This is a genomic window from Streptomyces sp. NPDC093261 (assembly GCF_044753645.1).
Lineage (GTDB): Bacteria > Actinomycetota > Actinomycetes > Streptomycetales > Streptomycetaceae > Streptomyces.
This window is the reverse complement of the sequence record NZ_JBIVNO010000002.1, coordinates 537654-554919: the sequence shown is the minus strand read 5'-3', so window position 1 is coordinate 554919 and position 17266 is coordinate 537654. Positions and strand designations below refer to the sequence as shown.

Sequence of the window (17266 nt, the reverse complement as noted above, 5' to 3'; positions counted from 1 at the left end):
GCCTCTTATGCGTCGATATCACCCTTAAGCCGATATGGGCTCTATGCCCCCCGCATTTTCGGCCATAGATCATCCGGATGACGCACGCACGGTTCGGCCGCTAATGGATCTTGACCAGGCAAAGCAACGAATCTTCGCCCATCGATGCCGAACCGTTGATTTAGGCACCCTCGATGTACACATTTCGGCACCTCTCTGTCCGCATATCGAACTCCTTGCCGGATTGGCCCGGTTGGTCCACCTAAGGACACGGATCGATCACAACGCGCTACCCGCGTAGCTACGGAAAGATCAAGCGAAGGTAAAAAGGGTAAAGAGAACCCCAACTCGACTGAGAATTTATTGACCGTGAATGAATTGCGTTGAAAAAGTCCGGCATAGCCCGTAGGGGAGCGTGCCCTGCGGAGTCATCAGACCCTCCCTTGGGCCAGGAGCACCATGACCCCCCCAACTCCATCTGCGGCTGCCCCGCTTGAGGTGACCGACGAGACCACCGAGAAGTCGACGGCTTCTCCTGGCTCGAAGGGCAGCGAGAGCAGGTCCCCCGGGCAACTGGCTTGGCGTCGCTTCAAGCGGGACCGCACGGGCGTCATCTCGGCGATCATCGTGATCCTCTTCTTCGTGATCGGTCTCGCCGCGCCGCTCATAGCCAAGCTGTACGGGAAGGACCCGTACACGACGTACGGCATCAACACGCCCGGCCTGCTCGGTGACAACGGCCTCCCGGCGAAGCCGAACGGTGGCATCGACAGCAACTTCTGGTTCGGCATCGACCCCCAGCTCGGCCGTGACGTCTTCAGCTTCCTGCTCTACGCCATCCGCAACTCGCTGCTGCTCTCCACAGCCATCACGGTCCTCGTCATGATCGTCGGTGTGGTGATCGGCATCACGGCCGGTTACCTCGGTGGCAAGACGGACTGGTTCCTCGGCCGGATCATCGACATCCTGCTCGCCTTCCCGCAGCAGCTGTTCTTCGTCGCCTTCACGCCGGTGGTCATCGCCTTGTTCGTGGCTCCCAACGAGAACACGCCGACCTGGCTCACCGTGGTCAGCCTGATCTCGCTGCTCACCCTCTTCGGCTGGGCCTCCATCGCCCGACTGCTGCGCGGTCAGGTGCTGGCTCTGCGTGAGCGGGAGTTCGTCGAGGCCGCCAAGGTCACGGGCGCGTCCCCGGCCCGGATCATCTTCAAGGAACTGCTGCCCAACCTGTGGACGCCGATCCTGATCCAGGGAACCCTCCTGCTGCCCGCGATGGTCACCACGGAGGCGGGTCTGGCCTTCCTCGGCGTCGGTGTTCAGGACCCGACCCCCGACTGGGGCGTCATGATCGGGTATGCCGCCAACTTCTACCAGGACGACATCACCTTCCTGTGCTTCCCCGGCATCACGATGGTGATCTTCGTACTGGCGTTCAACCTCCTCGGAGACTCGTTGCGCGACGCGCTCGACCCGAAGACCAAGCGCTGACCCGGACCTCTTCAGGGCCACGGCGACGAAGCCGGGGTGCCGGACCTCTCTCACTCAACTCACTTCAAGGCAGGATGCGATGTCCTTCTCGCGTAGAAACTTCCTGATAGCCACCGGTGTGGTCGCCGCCTCCAGCACCGTGCTGAGCGCGTGCAGCAGCGGCAACTCCAGCAGCGGCGGCACCGGCAAGCAGGAAGCGGCCAAGGCCCACACGACCACGGTCAAGATCGGCACGGCGGAGGACTCCAAGGGCCCGGCTCCGGAGGTCACCGGTGCCAAGAAGGGCGGGAAGGTCTACCTGCTCAACGACGACGACTTCTCGCACCTCGACCCGCAGCGCGTCTACTACGCCTGGAACTCGCTGGCCGCGATCGTCCTCTCCCGCACCCTGACCGGTTACAAGGTCGGCGACGACGGCTCCATGACCCTGGTCGGTGACCTCGCCACCGACACGGGCACCATGAAGGACAACGGCAAGACCTGGACCTTCACCCTGAAGGACGGGGTCAAGTGGGAGGACGGCTCCGACGTCACCGTCGACGACGTCCGCCACGGCTTCGAGCGTGCCTTCGCCAGCTTCATCACCGAGGGCGCCGTCTACGCCCAGACGTGGCTGACGGGCTCCCAGAACTACCGCAAGTCGTACCCGGGTCCCTTCAGCGGCAAGCACCTGAAGTCGATCGTGACGACCGGCAAGTCCATCACCTTCCACCTGGCCGAGGCGCGCCCGGACTTCAACTACGTCCTCGCGATGCACTCGTACGCGCCGACCCCGGTGAAGCACGACACCAAGCAGGACTACGACAAGAAGCCGTTCTCCAACGGTCCTTACAAGATCCAGTCGCACACCACCGACAAGTCGATGGTCCTGGTCCGCAACGAGCACTGGGACGCGAACACGGACCCGATCCGCAACGCCTACCCGGACGAGTTCGACTTCACCTTCGGCATCGAGGCGGAGACCGCCGCCGACCGCCTCATCGCCGACTCCGGCAACGACCAGTTCGCCGTCTCCTGGCGCACGGTCCCGCAGTCGCGCGTCCAGCAGGCCACCCTCAAGGCCAAGGACCGCCTGTTCGAGCACCTGAGCAGCGGCACCAGCGTCTACTGGATCAACCAGACCCGCGTCACGGACATCAAGGTGCGCGAGGCGATCATCCGCGCCTGGCCGACCGCCGGCATCCGCTCCCTCCAGGGCGGCGAGCACCGCGGTGACTACGGGACCGGCATCATGAGCCCGCTCGTGGCCGGCTACAAGTCGCAGGACGTCTGGGGCAAGCTGAAGAACCCGGCCGGTGAGCCGGCGGCCGCGAAGGCGATCCTGAAGAAGGCCGGCAAGCTCGGCACCAAGATCGTCTACGCCTACCAGAACGACCCGATCAACGCCAAGGTCAAGGTCGTCGTGGAGAACGCCCTCAAGGCGGCCGGCTTCGACGTCGTCTCCAAGGGCATCGACTCCACCACCTGGTACGACCAGATCGGCAAGGTCGACAACGAGTACGACATCTACTGGGGTGGCTGGGGCGCCGACTGGCCGACCGGTTACTCGGTCTTCCAGCCGCTGTTCGACAGCCACAACGTGGTGGACGAGGGCACCAACTACTGCCACCTGAAGAACGCCGACGTCGACGCGGCCATCAAGGCCGCCACGGCGGAGACGGACCAGAACAAGGCCAACGAGATGTGGGCCGCTCTGGACAAGCAGGTCACCGAGCTGGGCGCCTTCATTCCCGACGTGTACATGAAGCGCCTGTACCTGCACGGTTCGAAGCTCGGCAACGTGAAGATGGACCCGAACTTCGACGGCTGCATGCTCTACAAGATGTACGTCAAGGCCTGATCCATCCCTGAGAGGTGGGGCGGCCCAGCCCGCCCCACCCTCGGCTCGTCCACCGGGCCTCCGGTCATCCCGGCCCGGCCCGATCCTCACGACGGCCCTCCCAGGAAAGCCAACCCCCATGCTTCGCTTCCTCGTCCGCCGACTCCTCGGCGCCGCGATCACGCTGTTGATCATCAGCGCGGTCACGTTCATGCTCTTCTACGCGGTGCCGCGTGACCCGGCCAGGATTGCCTGCGGCAAGGTCTGCACGCCGGAGACGCTCGACGTCATCCGGCACAACATGGGAATCTCGGACCCGCTGCCGGTCCAGTACTGGCACTGGCTGTCGGCCATCTTCGTGGGCCGGGAGTACACCGGCTTCGGCCACTGCAACGCCCCGTGCCTCGGCTACTCGTTCATCAACCGTGAGTCCGTCCTGTCGACGGTCATGGACCGCTTCCCGACGACGGCCTCCCTGGCCATCGGCTCCGCGGTCGTCTTCCTCATCTTCGGCATCGGCGCCGGCATGCTCGCCGCGGTGAAGCAGGGCAGGGCCACCGACAAGATCGCCAGCTCCGCCTCGCTGGTCGCCTCGTCGATGCAGATCTACTTCGTCGGCCCCGTGGCCCTGTACCTCCTCGTGTACCAGACGCACCTGCTCGACCAGCCCTCGTACACGCCTTTCAGTGACAACCCGGGCGCCTGGTTCACCGGCCTGATCGTGCCGTGGCTGGTCCTGGCGCTGATCTGGACCGCCAACTACACCCGTATGACGCGCTCCCAGCTGGTCGAGACGCTCACCGAGGACTACGTCCGCACGGCCCGCGCCAAGGGTCTGTCGCGCCGCAACGTCTTCTTCCGCTTCGCCTGGCGCGGCGCCATGGGTCCGATCGTCACCATCTTCGGCATCGACATGGGTGTCCTGCTCGGCGGCGCGATGATCACCGAGAAGACCTTCAGCCTCCAGGGCCTGGGCATGCTGGCGGTGAAGTCGGTGACCACCAACGACCTCCCCATGCTCCTCGGCGTCATGATCATCACCGCCGCCTTCGTGGTGATCGCCAACATCATCGTCGACGCCCTCTACGCCATGATCGACCCGCGGATCCGGCTCGCCTGACCGCCCCCGCCAGCTACCCCGCATCACCCCCCTCTGGAGCGTCCCCGTGACGAGCACCGATTCGCAGCCCTTCCTGTCCATCAAGGACCTGAAGGTGCACTTCTCGACCGAGGACGGCATCGTCAAGGCCGTCGACGGTCTCTCCTTCGACCTCGCACGCGGCAAGACGCTGGGCATCGTGGGTGAGTCGGGGTCCGGCAAGTCCGTGACCAACCTGACCATCCTGGGTCTGCACAACCCGGACAGCACCACGGTCGAGGGCTCCATCGAGCTGGACGGCGAAGAGCTGAACGGCGCCTCGGAGAGGACGCTCGAAAAGCTCCGCGGCAACAAGATGTCCATGATCTTCCAGGACGCGCTGGCCTCGCTGTCGCCGTACCACACCATCGGCACCCAGATCGGCGAGGTGTATCGCAAGCACACCGGCGCCTCCAAGCAGGAGGCCCGGGCGCGGGCGATCGAGATGCTGAAGCGCGTCGGCATCCCGCAGCCGGACGTCCGGGTGGACGACTACCCGCACCAGTTCTCCGGCGGTATGCGCCAGCGCGCGATGATCGCCATGGCCCTGGTCTGCGACCCCGAGCTGCTGATCGCCGACGAGCCGACGACCGCGCTCGACGTGACGGTCCAGGCGCAGATCATGGACCTGCTCAAGGACCTCCAGCAGGAGTTCGGCACGGCGATCATCTTCATCACCCACGACCTCGGTGTCATCGCGGACATCGCGGACGAGGTGCTGGTGATGTACGGCGGCCGGTGCGTGGAGCGCGGCACCAAGCAGGAGGTGCTGCGCAACCCCCAGCACCCCTACACCTGGGGGCTGCTCGCCTCCATGCCGAGCCTGGAAGGCCCGGTCGACGTGCCGCTGACGCCGATCCCGGGTTCGCCGCCCTCGCTGCTGAACCCGCCGTCCGGCTGTCGCTTCCACCCGCGCTGTGCCTTCGCCGACAAGGTCGAGGGCGGCAGGTGCTCCAAGGAGCGCCCGCTGCTGGAGTTCGTGGACGGTCGCGGCAGCGCCTGCCACCTGACGGCCGAGCAGCGCCGCGAGTTCCTGACCGACGCGGGCACCAAGGCCCACTGACGTACAAGAGACGGGATTTCACCACCATGAGCAGCACCACTCCCCTCCTGGGCGTCTCCGGGCTGACCAAGCACTTCCCGATCAAGGGCGGGTTCCCGATCCGCCGCACGGTCGGCCACGTCCAGGCCGTCGACGGCCTGGACTTCCAGGTCGCCGAAGGTGAGAGCCTGGGTCTGGTCGGCGAGTCCGGCTGCGGAAAGTCGACCACCGGCCGGCTGATCACCCGGCTGCTGGAGCCGACCGGTGGCCAGATCACCTACCGCGGCCAGGACATCACGCACGCCGGGCGCAGGGAGCTGGCACCCATCAGGTCCGAGATCCAGATGATCTTCCAGGACCCGTACGCGTCGCTCAACCCGCGGCACACGGTCGGCAAGATCATCTCGGGGCCGATGGAGATCAACGGGATCAACCCGCCCGGCGGCCGGGAGAAGCGCGTCCGTGAGCTGCTGGAGATCGTCGGCCTCAACCCGGAGCACTACAACCGCTTCCCGCACGAGTTCTCCGGCGGTCAGCGCCAGCGCATCGGTGTCGCCCGCGCCCTGGCCCTGGAGCCCAAGCTGATCGTCGCCGACGAGCCGGTCTCGGCGCTCGACGTGTCGATCCAGGCCCAGGTCGTCAACCTGCTCCAGAAGGTGCAGAACGAACTCGGCATCGCCTTCGTGTTCATCGCCCACGACCTCGCGATCGTGCGGCACTTCTCGCAGCGCGTGGCGGTCATGTACCTCGGCAGGATCGTGGAGATCGCCGACCGCGAGGACCTGTACGGCAACCCGCGCCACCCCTACACCCGGGCCCTGCTGTCCGCCGTGCCCGAGGCGACGGTGGACGAGGAGCCGAGGGAGCGCATCCGGCTCGTCGGTGATGTGCCGTCCCCGATCAACCCGCCGTCCGGCTGCCGCTTCCGCACCCGCTGCTGGAAGGCGACGGAGAAGTGCGCGACGGAGGCGCCGCCGCTAGTGCAGGTCGAGGGCAACAAGCCCGGCCACCTGACGGCGTGCCACTACCCGGAGACCGGGGAAACGACTCCGGACTCGCGTCTCACCAAGAACCCCGAGGCGGCCGCCTGACACACCCCTTTCCGTCAGCCGTCGTCTGCGGAACGGACTTTCACCGGCCCATCGACCCGAGCCTTTGAGCGTCTGTTTCCGGGGGAAAGGCCCGCTCCTCCTCGAGGTGCGGGCCTTTGTGCTCACGTCGGGCCGTCAGACCCCGGTCCTGCCGTCGAGCAGTTCCCGGACGATGTCGAGGTGGCCGTTGTGCCGGGCCGTCTCCTCGACAAGATGCAGAAGGATCCAGCGCAGGTCGGCGGAATCGCCGTCGCGCAGGGGGCGTTTCGCCGGGGTGTCCAGGTCGTGCGCCGCGACCAGCTCCCGGTAGCGGGCGCTCTGTTCGTCGTACTCCCGCAACAGGTCGGCGAGCGGGAAGTCGACCGCGATCCGCATCTCGCGGTCGGGGTCCTCCTCCGTCCACGGCCCCTCGTCCTCCTCTCCGAGGAACACGACCTGGAACCAGTAGTACTCGACCCAGCGGAGATGGTTGATCAGCCCGCTGACGGTCATCAGCGGGGATCCGGGCAGGGGCGCGGTGCGGGCGTGCTCGGGCGAGAGGTCCTCGCACTTGGCACGGGCCGTGGCGCGTGCGTAGTCCAGGAAGGTGGTCAACTGGGTGCGTTCGTCCCAGGCAGAAGGCGTGTCTGTACGTGTCATCGCGCAGAAGCATCACGGAAAGCGGGCCGGAAGGCGAACGAATAAGAAGAACACGGTGACGTTCGACAAAGATCGCGTACAGACCACCCGGCCCACACCCGAGACTGACAAACTGTCAGTATGGTCCACCGCTCCTTCTCCGATGTCACCCTGGCCGGACTGTACGACGCTCTCAACGCCTGGGGCCCAAGTGACGACTTCTACCTGGGACTTGTGATGTCGGCACGGAGCGTGCTGGACGTCGGGTGCGGAACCGGCGCGCTGCTGGCGCGCGCCCGGGAGGCAGGGCACGACGGACAGCTGTGCGGGCTCGACCCGGCCGCCGCGATGCTCGTCCGGGCGCGAGATCGTGCGCCCGGTGTCGAGTGGGTGCTCGGCGACTTCCGCTCGCACCGGTGGCAGGGCGCCTTCGACCTCGTCGTGATGACCGGGCACGCCTTTCAGGAGCTGGTCCACGACGACGAGCTGAGGGACTGTCTCGACGGGGTGCGCGACGCCCTCGCCGCCGGCGGGCGGTTGGTCTTCGAGACCCGCAATCCGGAGGCCCGCGCCTGGGAGTCCTGGACCCCGGACCGGGTGCGCGAGGTGCCGTACGTCGACGGCGGTGTCGTCAGCGTCCGGCACGAGACCGAGACGCCGGTGCGCGGGGACCGGGTGACCTACACCTCGACCTTCGACGGCACCGGCTGGGAGCGGCCCACGGTCAGCCGCGGCACCCTACGGTTCCTCGGCCCGGACGCCCTGTCCCGCTTCCTGACCGGGGCGGGCCTCAGGGTCGTCGAGCAGTACGGCGACTGGAGGCGAGGCCCGCTCACGCCCACCAGTCCCGAGATCATCACCGTGGCGGAGGCGGCCGGCTAGTCCGCCGCCCCGCCCTCAGCCGTCCCCGTCCTCCAGCGCCGCGAGCGCCGGATCCAGGACGATGTCCTCATCCCGCGCCTCGGTCGTCGGCTCCTCCGGGAAGTGGCAGGCCGTCAGGTGCCCCGCGCGGTTCCCGGCGATCTGCACCAGCGGCGGTTCCTCGGTGGCGCACTTGTCCTGCGCCTTCCAGCACCGTGTGCGGAACCGGCAGCCCGACGGCGGGGAGATGGGAGACGGTACGTCGCCCGCCAGACGGATCCGTTCCCGCGGCGTCTGCTCCTCGGAGCCGAGACTCACCTCGGGCACGGCGGACAGCAGCGCGTGGGTGTAGGGGTGGCGCGGGCGGGTGTAGATGGAGTCGCGGTCACCGACCTCGATGATCTTGCCGAGGTACATGACCGCCACACGCTGCGAGAAGTGCCGCACGACGGCCAGGTCATGGGCGATGAACAGGAACGCGATGCCCAGTTCCCTCTGCACCTGCTGGAGCAGGTTGACGACCTGGGCCTGGATGGAGACGTCCAGGGCGGAGACCGGCTCGTCGGCGACGATCAGCTTGGGCTCCAGGGCCAGGGCGCGGGCGACACCGATGCGCTGGCGCTGACCGCCGGAGAACTCGTGCGGGAAGCGGTTGTAGTGCTCCGGGTTGAGGCCGACGATCTCCAGCAGCTCACGGACGCGCTTCTCCCGGCCGCCGGGCGGGTTGATCCCGTTGATCTCCATCGGCCCGGAGATGATCTTACCGACGGTCTGACGGGGGTTCAGTGACGAGTAGGGGTCCTGGAAGATCATCTGGATCTCCGACCTGATCGGCACCAACTGCTTGCGGGACGCGTGCGCGATGTCCCGGCCGCGGTAGGCGATCCGCCCGCTCGTCGGCTCCAGCAGCCGGGTGATCAGCCGGCCCGTGGTCGACTTTCCGCAGCCCGACTCGCCGACCAGACCGAAGCTCTCGCCGACGTGCACGGTCAGGTCGACGCCGTCCACGGCCTGGACATGGCCGACCGTGCGGCGGATCGGGAACCCGCCCTTGACCGGGAAGTGCTTGACCAGCTTCTCCACCACCAGCAGCGGCTCCCCGGCCCCGCCCGGGGCCTTGTCGCGCGGAGCGGGCAGGGTGGCCTCGGCCTTGGTGACGTCCACGACCTCTTCCTTCATGACGCTGTCTCCCTACCGCAGCCGGGGCTTGATCTGCTCGATGAAGATGGTCCGCTTCTGCTCGGCCGTGAGATGGCAGGCCGCGCCCCGGCCGGGAGGCAGCAGCGGCGACTCGTCCACGCACCGGGTCCCGCCCACCTCGCCCGGGAAAGTGCACCGGGGGTGGAAGCGGCAGCCGCTGGGCGGATGGAGCAGGGACGGAGGTGCGCCGGGGATTGGCGCGAGCGGGGCGTTGAGGTCGGAGTCGAGACGCGGCATGGAGTTGAGCAGGCCCCAGGTGTACGGGTGCTGCGGAGCCCTCAGCACCTCGTCGACCGTGCCGCGCTCCACCGCCTCGCCCGCGTACATCACCATGATGTCGTCGGCCATGTCGGCGATGACCCCGAGGTCATGGGTGATGAAGATGATCGCCGAGCCGAACTCCTGCTGGAGGTCCTTCAGCAGGTCCAGGATCTGCGCCTGGACGGTCACGTCCAGGGCCGTGGTCGGCTCGTCGGCGATCAGCAGGTCGGGGTCGCAGACCAGCGCCATGGCGATCATCGCGCGCTGGCGCATACCGCCGGAGAACTGGTGCGGATAGTCCTTCGCCCGCTCCTTGGGGTTGGGGATGCCGACCTTGCCGAGCATCTCCACCGCCCGCTCCCAGGCCGCCTTCTTCGAGGCGCCGGTGTGCTTCATGAACGGCTCCGCGATCTGCCGGCCCACGGTGTAGTACGGCGACAGCGCGGTCAGCGGGTCCTGGAAGATCATCGCGACCTTGTTGCCGCGCAGCTTCTCCAGCTCGGACTCGCGGGCGGTGATCAGCTCCTGGCCGTCCAGCACGATCTCACCGTCGACCGTGGTGAACATCGGGTTGTGCAGCCCGAGGATGGTCAGGTTGGTCACCGACTTGCCGGAGCCCGACTCCCCCACGATGCCGAGGGTCCTGCCCCGTTCGAGGTCGAAGGAGAGCCCGTTCACGGCGCGGACGAGGCCGTCCTCCGTCCGGAAGCTGACATGCAGGTCCCGCACCGAGAGGAAGGCGCCCGCGCCGGCCGGGGCGGGAGCGCCGGATTCCTTGGTCACTGTGGTCACGGAGTGCTCCTAGGCGAGCCGCACACGCGGGTCGATGAACGCGTAGCAGGCATCCACGATGATGTTGAACAGCAGGATCATGGCGGCGGAGAACAGCATCACGCCCAGCAACAGCGGCAGATCGCTGAAGAACACCGCCTGCACCGCGAGCTGCCCGAGTCCCGGCAGGCCGAAGGTGTACTCGGTGATGATCGCGCCACCGAGCAGGGACCCGAGGTCGATGCCGAAGATGGTCACGATCGGGATCAGAGAACCGCGCCAGGCGTAGCGGAAGAACACGTACCGGCGCGACATGCCCTTGGCCCGGGCGGTGCGCACATGCTCCTCCTGGAGCTGCTCGATCATCGACGAGCGCGCCATACGGGTGTACTGCGCGGCGAAGATCGTGGACAGCACCACCCACGGGATGATCAGTCCCGTGAACCAGGTGACCGGGTTGCCGGTGAAGTTGTTGTAGGCGGGCTTGTCGAACAGGTGCGACTGGTAGACGAGCGCCGCCAGGGCCAGTGGGCCCAGGAAGTAGATCTGCATCGAACTGAGCACCATAGAGCCGGCCGTGACCGTCTTGTCGATCAGCGAGCCGCGCTTCCAGGCGGCGAGCATGCCGGTGCCGAGGCCCACCATCAGGAAGACGACCGCCGCGCCCACGGTCAGGGAGACGGTGGTCGGCAGCCGGTCCATCAGGGTGCCCCACACCTGCTCGTTGGTGTGGTACGAGTAGCCGAAGCAGGGGGCCGGGCAGGGGCCCTGGTCGAAGCCGCTGCTGCCCAGGACGAGGTTGTGCAGGAAGGTCAGGTACTGCTCGGGAATCGGCTTGTCGAGGCCGAGGACATGGTGAATGTTCGCGAGGTTGGCCGGCGTGCATGTCTTGCCGCACATCAGCAGCCCCGGGTCCCGTGGCATCCCGAAGAACAGCAGGAACGTGACGATGCTCAGCAGGAAGAGGATGACGACGGCGCCGAGTGTCCGGCGAATGAGGAAGCGCAGCATGACAGGGGCAGCTCTCAGACGTCAGCGGGCCGGGCGGTACCCGGTGCGAGCGCCGCACGGGGCGGACGCACCGGGTACCGGCGGGTGGGGTCTTACTTGATGTAGAGACGGCGCGGGTCGACGCCGCCGATCACGTCGTCGTAGACCATTCCGCCGACCTTGGAACCGGCGATCTGGATCTGCTTGTAGTAGCCCGTCGGGACCACGTTCACGACCTTCGTGAGCAGGTACTTGTCGAGGCTCTCCCACGCGGCCGCGGCCTTCACCGGGTCGGTGATGGTGTTGATGCGGTCGATCTCACTGTTCACGTGCGGGTCGTTGACCTGCGAGTAGTTCTGCGCCCCGTCGGCGATCAGGCGGCCGTCGTACAGCGGCGGGAGCACGGTCGAAGCGGACGGCCAGTCGGCACCCCACGCGGTGTGGAAGATGTCGTAGGTGTTGTCGAGCTTGCTGACCTGGTCGTAGTACGTCTCCGCCGGGATCTCCTGGCGCTGGACGTCGAAGCCGGCCTTCTTCAGGCCCGCGGCCATGGCGGTGGAGTACTGCTGGCCTTCGGGGGTGTTGGTGTAGCCGAAGGTCAGCTTCATGCCGACCTTTCCGGCCTCCTGAAGCAGCTTCTTGGCCTTCTCCGGGTCACCGGCGGGCTTCTTCTTCTTGCCGAACGGGTCGAAGGTGGGGTCGTATCCGCTGACGGTGGGGCTGAGCAGGCCGCCGGCGACCTCCATCGCCGCGCTGCCGCCGAAGGCACGCACGAACGGCGTGATCGGCAGGGCGTAGGCGATGGCCTCGCGGACCTTGATGTCCTTCAGCTCGGGCTTGCTCATGTTGATGTTCATCTGGCCGACGTACGGCTGGAAGCCCTGGACGATACGGGCCTTCAGCTTGGGGTCGGAGAGGACCTTGGACAGGTTGCCCGCGTCGACCTGGTTGTTGAAGCTGATGCCGGTCTGGTCGGCGCCGCTGTCCGCCAGCAACGCCTTGGTGGACGCCTCGAACTGCTGGTTGAACGTGATGTTGAACTGGTCCACGTACTGGTGGCGGATCGGGTCCGTCTTCGGGTCCCACTGGTCGTTCTTGACGAGCACCATCGACTTGCCCGACTTGAAGGACTGGACCTTGTACGGGCCGGACACCACCGGCGCCCTGTCGTACTTCTCCTTGGTGTCGCCCTTGGCCTCCACCACCGCGTAGCCCGCCATGGCCAGCGCGTAGGGCAGGTCGGGGTGCGGCTTCTTGAAGTGGAAGACGACGGTCTTGGCGTCCGGCGTCTCCAGCACGCTGTCCGGCAGATGCTTGCCCTTGTAGGGGCCGTCCTTCAGCAGCTTGCGGTAGTCGGCGCCGGCGGTGTCGGCCAGCCACTGCTGGATGTAGGTCGGGCCCTGGTTGATGAAGGGCGCGAAGAGCCGCTCGAAGGTCTGGCGGATGTCCTTGGACGTGATCGGCGAGCCGTCCTGGAACTTGATGCCGTCCTTGAGGGTGTACTTCCAGGTCTTGCCGCCGTCGGTCGTCGTACCGGAGTCGGTGGCCAGGTCGCCGACGACTTCGTGCTGGCTGCCGTCGTCGCTGATCGCCTTGTACCCGGTGAGACCTCTGTGGAGCAGCTGCGCCAGCGAACCCTCGTCGGAGACGTAGATCTGGGCCGGGTCCAGGTGGGCGTAGCTGTCCCGCTGGAGGACCTCCATCGTGCCGCCGCTCTTGGCGCCGGGGACCGGAGCGGCCGGGCCGGTGGAGTCCGCCGCCCCGCCGAACTTGATCGAGGCCTGCTGGCGCTTGGCGTTGGTGTCGTCCTTCTTGTTGTTGCCGCCGCTGTCGCTGCCGCCCTTGCTGCAACCGGTGAGCACGAGAGCTCCGGCCGCGAGCACTGAGATTGCGGCGTATGCGTGGCGTCCGCCCCTACTCATCACTCAGTTTCCCACCCATCTGTGTGTCACCAGTGCACATGAAATGCCGTGAAACGGCAGGGAGTTGCGGGTCATTTCCGGCTTTGCCCGGACCGTGCCGGGTCGGCCGTTGGTGCCGAATCGGGGCATGGGCGCCCGTAACCTGAAGGTCAGCGCGCCGTCTTGGGGTCGAAGGCGTCCCTGACCGAGTCCCCGAGCAGGTTGAACGCGACGACGAAGATGATCATCGAGATGCCGGGGAAGAACATATAGGTGATGTCGTTCTGGAGCACCAGCTCCGTCGACGCCTTGGAGAACATCTGGCCCCAGTCGGGGGTCGGTTCGACGATTCCGACGCCGAGGTACGACAGACCCGCCTCGATGGTCACGAAGCTCGGGAGCAGATACGTGGCCTGCACCAGCAGCGGTGTCACCACATTGGGGAGGATCTCCCTGCTGATGATGCGCCAGGGGGTGGCCCCGCTCACCCGGGCCGCCTCGATGAACTCACGCTCCCTCAGCGACAGGGTCGTGCCGCGCAGGATCCGGGCGAGGCTCATCCAGCCCAGCACCCACTGGACCGAGATCAGCGCGACCACGCGGACGTAGGTCGGTGTCTCGTCCCGCGGGCTCACGAAGAGGGAGACCACCACGGGCATGCTCGCGATGAAGAACAGCTGTGAGGGGAAGGCGAGCAGGAAGTCGACGAGCCGGCTGATGGCGAAGTCGGTCCTGCCGCCGAGGTAGCCGGCCGAGACCCCGAGGATGATTCCGGTGAGGACCACGGCCAGCGTGACCGCGCAGGAGATCATCAGCGAGGTGCGGATGCCGTAGATCAGCTTGGTGAAGACGTCGTACCCGTTGCCGGGTTCGAGGCCGAACCAGAACTCACTGCTGATACCGCCGTTGGGCTGGACGGGCACGCCGGCGCTGTCGAACAGCTCGGGGCGCTCGTCCGCGTACACGGTGTACGGGCTCTTGCCGTACAACTTCGAGATCAGCGGCGCGAGCAGTCCGATCAGGAAGAAAAAGGCCACGACATAGGCGGAGATCACCCCGGCACGGTCCCGCTTGAAGCGGATCCACATAAGCCGGCCGGGCGACCTGCTCTCCAGTCCTGCCGCCTCCGGCCGCTTGGCCGGAGGCTTTTCGTCGTCCACGACGACCGACGTTCCGCCGCCCTCGGTCTCGAGAGGACTCGTCATGATGCGTCCAATTCATGGGTACGCCGAGCCTGCGGCGGCCACAGGGTACGGGCGCGCCACGGCTTGGACCACGCGGATCGGGTAAGACGACTGCTATCGCCCGCAAGGCGCGGCAAGTCGCAGGTGAACACGCGTAGTTGACATGTGGAACGCCTCCTTGACTCAAACGGTGCACGGACAGGAGGGGCGACCGTCTTCCCCTCCGACACCCCTGACGGAAGGTCAAACACCCCACCGGTGCTCGCGAGTCGGCGCTGCCCCCGCAGCGCATGACCCATTGACCCGAGCGTTGGGCCCAACTATCTGCCAATGAGCCAGATGCCGACCACAGTCTTTAGGTCTCGGTTCAATCACAGCTAGCCAGAACATCTTCCAAAATATGGACAAAGCGAGCCGAGAGAGAAGGCCGCGAAACGGGCGTGTTACATGTCTATCGGTCGACAGGACCCGCATTTCGGACACGGAAGGCCGGAAAACCGGTTGCAGGACGCGAGGCGGCGGGCTAGATCTACGCGGGTCCCGGCGAGGGACATCGCGGGCATACGAAAGCCCGGGTGCCCCATGACGGGGGCACCCGGGCCTGCGGTGGTGGAGAAGCCGTGGATCAGCTGTGCTTGGCGCGGCTGGCGGCGCGGGCGCGCTCACGCTGGTCGAGGACGACCTTGCGGATGCGGACGGCCTCCGGCGTCACCTCGACGCACTCGTCGTCGCGGCAGAACTCCAGGGACTGCTCCAGCGACAGCTTGCGCGGCGGCACGATCGACTCGGCGATGTCGGCCGTGGCGGACCGGATGTTGGTGAGCTTCTTCTCCTTGGTGATGTTGACGTCCATGTCGTCGGAGCGGGAGTTCTCGCCGACGATCATGCCCTCGTACACCTCGGTGCCCGGCTCCACGAAGAGCACGCCGCGCTCCTGGAGGTTCGTCATCGCGAACGCCGTGACGCTGCCGGTGCGGTCGGCCACCAGGGAGCCGTTGTTACGGGTCTGGAGCGGGCCGAACCAGGGCTCGTGGCCCTCGTGGATGGAGTGGGCGATGCCCGTGCCACGGGTACCGGTCAGAAACTCCGTGCGGAAGCCGATCAGACCGCGCGACGGCACGACGAACTCCATGCGGACCCAGCCGGAGCCGTGGTTGGACATGTTGTCCATCCGGCCCTTGCGGACGCCCATGAGCTGCGTGACCGCGCCCATGTGCTCCTCGGGCACGTCGATCGTCATGCGCTCGACCGGCTCGTGGACCTTGCCGTCGATCTCCTTGGTGACCACCTGCGGCTTGCCGACCGTCAGCTCGTAGCCCTCGCGGCGCATGGTCTCCACCAGGATGGCCAGCGCCAGCTCACCGCGGCCCTGCACCTCCCAGGCGTCGGGCCGCTCGCTGTCGAGGACCCGCAGGGAGACGTTGCCGATCATCTCGCGGTCGAGACGGTCCTTGACCTGGCGGGCGGTGACCTTGCGGTCCTTGACCGTGGCCTTGGCGTTGGCGCCCTTGCCGGTGCCGCCCTTGCCGACCAGCGGCGAGGTGTTGGTACCGATCACCATGGAGATCGCGGGCTCGTCCACCGTGATCAGCGGCAGTGCGACCGGGTTCTCCGGGTCGGCCAGGGTCTCGCCGATCATGATCTCGGGGATACCGGCGACGGCGCAGATGTCACCCGGGCCGGCCTTCTCGGCGGGCTTGCGGGTGAGGGCCTCGGTCATCATCAGCTCGCTGATGCGAACGTTGCTGATCGTTCCGTCGCGCTTGATCCAGGCGACCGTCTGACCCTTGCGCAGCTCGCCCTGCTCGACGCGGAGCAGCGCGATACGGCCGAGGAAGTTGTCGGCGTCCAGGTTGGTGACGTGCGCCTGGAGCGGGGCGTCCTCGTCGTACGTCGGGGCCGGGATGTGCTCCAGGATCGTGGAGAAGAACGGCTCCAGGCTGTCGCTGTCGGCCGGGACCGTGCCGTCCTCCGGCTTGGTGAGGGAGGCGATGCCGTCACGGCCGCACGCGTAGACGATCGGGAACTCGATCTGGTCCTCGTCGGCGTCGAGGTCGAGGAAGAGGTCGTACGCCTCGTTCACGACCTCGTCGATGCGGGCGTCGGGGCGGTCCGTCTTGTTGATGCACAGGATGACGGGCAGCCGGGCCTGGAGGGCCTTGCGCAGCACGAACCGGGTCTGCGGCAGCGGGCCCTCGGACGCGTCGACCAGCAGCACGACACCGTCGACCATCGACAGACCGCGCTCGACCTCGCCACCGAAGTCGGCGTGGCCGGGGGTGTCGATGATGTTGATCGTGATGGGCTCCCCGCCGTCCTTGGGGTGGTACTTCACCGCCGTGTTCTTGGCGAGGATCGTGATGCCCTTCTCACGCTCCAGGTCGTTGGAGTCCATGACGCGGTCGTCGACCTGCTCGAGCTGGTGGGCGGCGAAGGCACCGGCCTGCTTCAGCATGGCGTCGACGATGGTCGTCTTGCCGTGGTCGACGTGGGCGACGATGGCGACGTTGCGGATGTCGTGGCGCGTGGCCATATTGCGGCGTACTCCCGGAGTGGTGAGGACGGCCTGCGCGTACGTCTGTGCTACGCGGGCCCTGCCGGGCTGAACATGCCACGGCCTCACCCCATGGTACGGGGCTGCCGCAGGTTGGGCTCCCCGGGGCGTGCGGGGGCGGCCTCGGCCCTGGTGAGGGGCGGGCGATTTTCCGCTACGACGACGGGCACTCCGCGGGCGCCCGGGCCCCGGCGACGGATTCGCCACGGTCCGCCCAGGACCGGGGACGGAGTCCCTACGGCCGCCCCGGACCCGACGACAGCCTCGTCGCGGTCCGCCCCGGACCCGACGACAGCCTCGTCGCGGTCCGCCCCGGACCCGACGACAGCCTCGTCGCGGTCCGCCCCGGACCCGACGACAGCCTCGTCG

General features: G+C 67.0%; 13 protein-coding genes. 6 read left to right on the top strand and 7 right to left on the bottom strand.

Annotated elements, in window-relative coordinates:
• Window positions 1–477 precede the first annotated feature (477 nt).
• The 5 genes from ACIP94_RS08895 to ACIP94_RS08875 all read left to right on the top strand — a co-directional run bounded on the left by ACIP94_RS08895 (window position 478) and on the right by ACIP94_RS08875 (window position 6557).
• Window positions 478–1467 (top strand): ABC transporter permease, encoded by a 990-nt coding sequence (locus ACIP94_RS08895; RefSeq protein ID WP_402421575.1) that lies wholly within the window; start codon window positions 478–480, stop codon window positions 1465–1467.
• 79 nt (window positions 1468–1546) lie between these two features.
• Window positions 1547–3307, top strand: coding sequence for an ABC transporter substrate-binding protein (locus ACIP94_RS08890; RefSeq protein WP_402421572.1), 1761 nt, complete (start codon window positions 1547–1549; stop codon window positions 3305–3307).
• A gap of 118 nt (window positions 3308–3425) precedes the next feature.
• Window positions 3426–4406, top strand: coding sequence for an ABC transporter permease (locus ACIP94_RS08885; protein WP_402421570.1), 981 nt, complete (start codon window positions 3426–3428; stop codon window positions 4404–4406).
• Window positions 4407–4452: 46 nt separating this feature from the next.
• Window positions 4453–5487, top strand: coding sequence for an ABC transporter ATP-binding protein (locus tag ACIP94_RS08880; protein ID WP_402421567.1), 1035 nt, complete (start codon window positions 4453–4455; stop codon window positions 5485–5487).
• Window positions 5488–5513: 26 nt separating this feature from the next.
• The gene (locus ACIP94_RS08875; protein WP_402421565.1) at window positions 5514–6557 is read left to right on the top strand and encodes an ABC transporter ATP-binding protein; all 1044 of its coding nucleotides are present in this window, start codon (window positions 5514–5516) and stop codon (window positions 6555–6557) included.
• Between the two features lie 135 nt (window positions 6558–6692).
• Here ACIP94_RS08875 and ACIP94_RS08870 read toward each other — a convergent pair whose 3' ends face one another.
• A complete protein-coding gene (locus ACIP94_RS08870) occupies window positions 6693–7196 on the bottom strand; it encodes a DinB family protein (protein ID WP_402421563.1) in 504 nt (167 codons plus the stop codon).
• A 120-nt stretch (window positions 7197–7316) separates the two neighbouring features.
• Between ACIP94_RS08870 and ACIP94_RS08865 the strand changes: the two genes are divergently transcribed.
• On the top strand, window positions 7317–8057 hold the full coding sequence (locus tag ACIP94_RS08865; RefSeq protein WP_402421561.1) for a class I SAM-dependent methyltransferase: 741 nt from the start codon (window positions 7317–7319) through the stop codon (window positions 8055–8057).
• Between the two features lie 15 nt (window positions 8058–8072).
• Here ACIP94_RS08865 and ACIP94_RS08860 read toward each other — a convergent pair whose 3' ends face one another.
• The 6 genes from ACIP94_RS08860 to typA all read right to left on the bottom strand — a co-directional run bounded on the left by ACIP94_RS08860 (window position 8073) and on the right by typA (window position 16876).
• The gene (locus tag ACIP94_RS08860) at window positions 8073–9215 is read right to left on the bottom strand and encodes an ABC transporter ATP-binding protein (RefSeq protein WP_402421558.1); all 1143 of its coding nucleotides are present in this window, start codon (window positions 9213–9215) and stop codon (window positions 8073–8075) included.
• A gap of 12 nt (window positions 9216–9227) precedes the next feature.
• Window positions 9228–10289, bottom strand: a complete 1062-nt coding sequence (locus ACIP94_RS08855) for an ABC transporter ATP-binding protein (RefSeq protein ID WP_402421555.1) — start codon at window positions 10287–10289, stop codon at window positions 9228–9230.
• 9 nt (window positions 10290–10298) lie between these two features.
• Window positions 10299–11279, bottom strand: coding sequence for an ABC transporter permease (locus ACIP94_RS08850; protein ID WP_402421552.1), 981 nt, complete (start codon window positions 11277–11279; stop codon window positions 10299–10301).
• 92 nt (window positions 11280–11371) lie between these two features.
• Window positions 11372–13180 carry an ABC transporter substrate-binding protein gene (locus ACIP94_RS08845; RefSeq protein ID WP_402421549.1) on the bottom strand — a complete coding sequence of 603 codons (1809 nt, stop codon included), beginning with the start codon at window positions 13178–13180 and terminating at the stop codon, window positions 11372–11374.
• 149 nt (window positions 13181–13329) lie between these two features.
• Window positions 13330–14364, bottom strand: coding sequence for an ABC transporter permease (locus ACIP94_RS08840; RefSeq protein WP_402421547.1), 1035 nt, complete (start codon window positions 14362–14364; stop codon window positions 13330–13332).
• A 604-nt stretch (window positions 14365–14968) separates the two neighbouring features.
• Window positions 14969–16876, bottom strand: a complete 1908-nt coding sequence (gene typA, locus ACIP94_RS08835) for a translational GTPase TypA (RefSeq protein WP_402421544.1) — start codon at window positions 16874–16876, stop codon at window positions 14969–14971.
• Window positions 16877–17266 lie beyond the last annotated feature (390 nt).

Coding starts and splice junctions, on each gene's coding strand:
- ACIP94_RS08840 (WP_402421547.1), bottom strand. CDS start 14,364: ATGACGAGTCCTCTCGAGACCGAGGGCGGCGGAACGTCGGTCGTCGTG.
- ACIP94_RS08875 (WP_402421565.1), top strand. CDS start 5,514: ATGAGCAGCACCACTCCCCTCCTGGGCGTCTCCGGGCTGACCAAGCAC.
- ACIP94_RS08860 (WP_402421558.1), bottom strand. CDS start 9,215: ATGAAGGAAGAGGTCGTGGACGTCACCAAGGCCGAGGCCACCCTGCCC.
- ACIP94_RS08865 (WP_402421561.1), top strand. CDS start 7,317: ATGGTCCACCGCTCCTTCTCCGATGTCACCCTGGCCGGACTGTACGAC.
- ACIP94_RS08850 (WP_402421552.1), bottom strand. CDS start 11,279: ATGCTGCGCTTCCTCATTCGCCGGACACTCGGCGCCGTCGTCATCCTC.
- ACIP94_RS08870 (WP_402421563.1), bottom strand. CDS start 7,196: ATGACACGTACAGACACGCCTTCTGCCTGGGACGAACGCACCCAGTTG.
- ACIP94_RS08885 (WP_402421570.1), top strand. CDS start 3,426: ATGCTTCGCTTCCTCGTCCGCCGACTCCTCGGCGCCGCGATCACGCTG.
- typA (WP_402421544.1), bottom strand. CDS start 16,876: ATGGCCACGCGCCACGACATCCGCAACGTCGCCATCGTCGCCCACGTC.
- ACIP94_RS08890 (WP_402421572.1), top strand. CDS start 1,547: ATGTCCTTCTCGCGTAGAAACTTCCTGATAGCCACCGGTGTGGTCGCC.
- ACIP94_RS08845 (WP_402421549.1), bottom strand. CDS start 13,180: ATGAGTAGGGGCGGACGCCACGCATACGCCGCAATCTCAGTGCTCGCG.